The following is a 3565-nucleotide window of genomic DNA, read 5'->3' as shown; positions in this document are numbered from 1 at the left end:
CGGAGTACATGGTTCCGTCGGTGGTGGTGGTGCTGGACGCTGTGCCGCTGACTCCGAACGGGAAGGTTGACCGGCGGGCCCTGCCGGCTCCTGATGTGGTGTCGGGGGAGGTGCTGCGCGGGGCGCGGTCTCCGAGGGAGGAGATCGTGTGCGGTCTGTTCGGTGAGGTGCTGGGCCGGGACGCGGTCGGGATCGATGAGAGTTTCTTCGATCTGGGCGGTCACTCGCTGCTGGCGTCCCGGCTGGTGAGCCGGGTGCGCGGGGTTCTCGGTGCGGAGCTGTCGGTCCGGGAGCTGTTTGAGAATCCGACGGTCGCGGGGCTGTCGCGGGTGCTGGACCGGGTGTCCGACGCGCGTCCGGTGCTGCGGGCGGGTGGCCGTCCGGAGCGGCTGCCGTTGTCCTTCGGCCAGCAGCGGCTGTGGTTCCTGGACCGTCTGGACGGGCCCAACCCGACCTACAACATCCCTCTGGCTCTGCGTCTGACCGGCGCACTCGACCATGAGGCGCTGCGGGCCGCGCTCGGCGACGTGGTGGAGCGGCACGAGAGCCTGCGCACCGTCTTCGCGGAAGACGCCGAGGGCGCCTACCAGGTCGTCCGCGAGGATGTTCGGGTTCCGTGGCACATCGAGTCCGTGACCGAGTCCGAGCTGTCCGGACGTCTCGCCGAAGCGGCACGTCATGGCTTCGACCTGACCACCGAGATCCCGGTCAGGGCCGCGCTCTTCGAGACCGCCCCCGACCAGCACACCCTCCTCCTCCTGATCCACCACATCGCCGGTGACGGCGAGTCGATCCACCCCCTGCGCGGAGACTTCGTGCGGGCATACGCGGCCCGCACGGCGGGAGAGGCCCCTCAGTGGGCCGCGCTGCCGGTGCAGTACGCCGACTACGCGCTCTGGCAGCGCGAGCTCCTCGGTTCCGAGGACGACCCCGACAGCCTGGTCTCCCGGCAGATCGACTACTGGAAGAACCAGCTGAGCGACCTCCCCGACGAGATCGCCCTGCCCACGGACCGCCCCCGCACCGCGGCCCCCTCCCACACCGGCGGCCGGGTCGAGTTCGAGCTCTCTCTCGAAGCGCACGCCAAGGTGCGGGACCTGGCGCGGCAGACCGGCACGACGGTGTTCATGGTGGCCCAGGCCGCGCTGGCCGTGCTGCTGTCCCGCTCCGGTGCCGGGGCGGACGTGCCGATCGGCACGCCGATCGCGGGGCGCAACGACGACGCCGTGGACGACCTGGTCGGCCTGTTCATCAACACCCTGGTCCTGCGCAACGACCTGTCCGGCGACCCCACGTTCCGTGAACTCGTCGCCCGCGTCCGGGAGACCGACCTCGGGGCCTACGCCCACCAGGACCTGCCCTTCGAACGCCTCGTCGACATCATCAACCCCGAACGCTCCCTCTCCCGCCACCCCCTCTTCCAGGTCATGCTCACCTTCAACAACGTGGCGCCCGGTACGGCCGGTGAGCAGTCCGACGGCCTGGCGGTGACGGAGCTGCAGATCGACAACGGGTTCACCCGTCACGACCTGTCGTTCGTCCTGGGCGAGCGGAGCGACGAGACCGGCGCACCCGCCGGCATCCACGGCGTGCTCGACTACCGCACGGACCTCTTCGACGCGGTGTCCGCCGAGGCCCTGGCCGCGCGCCTGGCGCAGGTGCTGGACGCCGCGCTGGCTTCGCCGGATCTTCCGGTCGGGCGGCTGGATGTGCTGGCGGTGGATGAGCGTCGCCGGGTGCTGGAGGAGTGGAACGATACGGCGGTCGAGGTGCCGGGGGTGTCGTTGCCGGTGCTGTTCGAGGAGCAGGTGCGTGCGGTGCCGGATGCTCCGGCGGTGGTGTGCGGTGAGGTGTCCTTGTCGTATGCGGAGCTGGATGGCCGGGTGAACCGGCTGGCTCGTCTGCTGGTGTCGCGTGGGGTGCGGCCGGAGTCGCGTGTGGTGGTGGCGCTGCCGCGGTCGGCCGAGGTCGTCGTCGCCCTGCTGGCGGTCCTGAAGGCCGGCGGCGCGTACGTGCCGGTGGACCCGGAGTACCCGGCCGAGCGCGTGCGCTACATGGTGGAGGACTCGGCACCCGTGCTGGTCCTGTCGACGCGCGGCGCGCTCGACGACGTGACCGTCACGGGCACTCCGGTCGTCCTGCTCGACGAGCCGGACGTCCTGGCGGAACTGGCCACGCTCGCACCGGAGCCGCTGGGCGTGGTGCCGGACCTGTCGTCGGTGGCCTATGTGATCTACACGTCGGGTTCGACGGGGCGCCCGAAGGGCGTGATGGTCCAGCACCGTTCCATGGGTGCGTACCTGCTGCACAACCGAGAGCTCTACGACGGCGCCGACGGGAGCACCCTGGTGCACACGTCGGTCTCGTTCGACCTGACCGTGACGGCGCTGTTCACGCCACTGGTGTCCGGTGGGTTCGTGCGGCTGGGTGAGCTGGCGGAGGCGGAGGGCGCCTCACTGATGAAGATGACGCCCAGTCACCTCCTGCTGCTGGAGGGGCTCGACACGTCGGTGGCGCCGTCGCGGACGCTGCTCGTGGGCGGGGAGGCGCTCTCCGGCGAGCTGCTGGGCCGGTGGCGCGAGCGTCACCCGGACGTGACGGTCTTCAACGCGTACGGCCCCTCCGAGGCCACGGTCAACTGCTGCGAGTGGCGGCTGGAGCCGGGGGACGCGACGCCGCGGGGTGCGGTGCCGATCGGGCGGCCGTTCCCGAACACGCGGGTGTATGTGCTGGACGGTGCGCTGCGGCCGGTGCCGGTGGGGGTGCCCGGTGAGCTGTATGTGGCCGGGAAGCCGCTGGCCCGTGGGTATCTGGACCGTCCGGCGCTGACGTCGGAGCGGTTCGTGGCGTGCCCGTGGGGTGGCGGGCGGATGTACCGCACGGGTGATGTGGTGCGCTGGCGTGCCGGAGGTGTGCTGGAGTTCGTCGGCCGTGCCGACGACCAGGTCAAGGTCCGCGGCTACCGCATCGAGCTCGGCGAGGTGGAGGCCGCGCTCAACGCCTGCGAGGGTGTCGCGGCTGCCGCGGCCGCCGTTCGGGAGGAATCGGCCGGGGACCGGCGGCTCATCGCGTGTGTCGTTCCCGAGGCCGGTGCGCAGCTCACCCCCTCGGCCCTGCGAACCGCACTCGGCCACCGCCTGCCGGACCACATGGTGCCCGCGATCTCCCTGGTGGAAGAGCTGCCCCTGACGCCGAACGGCAAGGTCGACCGGGCTGCCCTGCCCGCCCCGGACTCCGGGGACATGGCGGAGCTGGCCCGTGGTCCGCGTTCGCCGCGCGAGGAGATCCTGTGCGGTCTGTTCGCGGATGTGCTGGGTGTGGAACGGGTCGGTATCGACGACGGCTTCTTCGATCTGGGCGGTCACTCGCTGCTGGCGACCCGTCTGGTGTCGCGCCTGCGTTCCGTTCTGGGCGTGGAGCTGTCGATCCGGCAGCTGTTCGAGACGCCGTCGGTGGCGGGGCTCGCGCGGGTGCTGGACGGTGCGGCCACGGGGCGTCCGGCGGTGCGGGCGATGGCGCGTCCGGAGCGGGTGCCGCTGTCGTTCGGGCAGGAGCGGCTGTGGTT

The 3565-nt window shown here is 71.5% G+C and carries 1 protein-coding gene; it reads left to right on the top strand.

The genetic code is table 11. The annotated features are described in order from the left end of the window. Positions 1 to 146: 146 nt before the first annotated feature. A partial coding sequence (locus ACFVWY_RS35470) for an amino acid adenylation domain-containing protein (RefSeq protein WP_389879030.1) occupies positions 147 to 3565 on the top strand: 3419 nt, incomplete at its 3' end.

The sequence above is a fragment of the Streptomyces sp. NPDC058195 genome, from assembly GCF_042883525.1.
In the GTDB taxonomy this organism is placed as follows: Bacteria; Actinomycetota; Actinomycetes; order Streptomycetales; family Streptomycetaceae; genus Streptomyces.
This window is presented reverse-complemented; position numbering and strand designations above follow the sequence as displayed.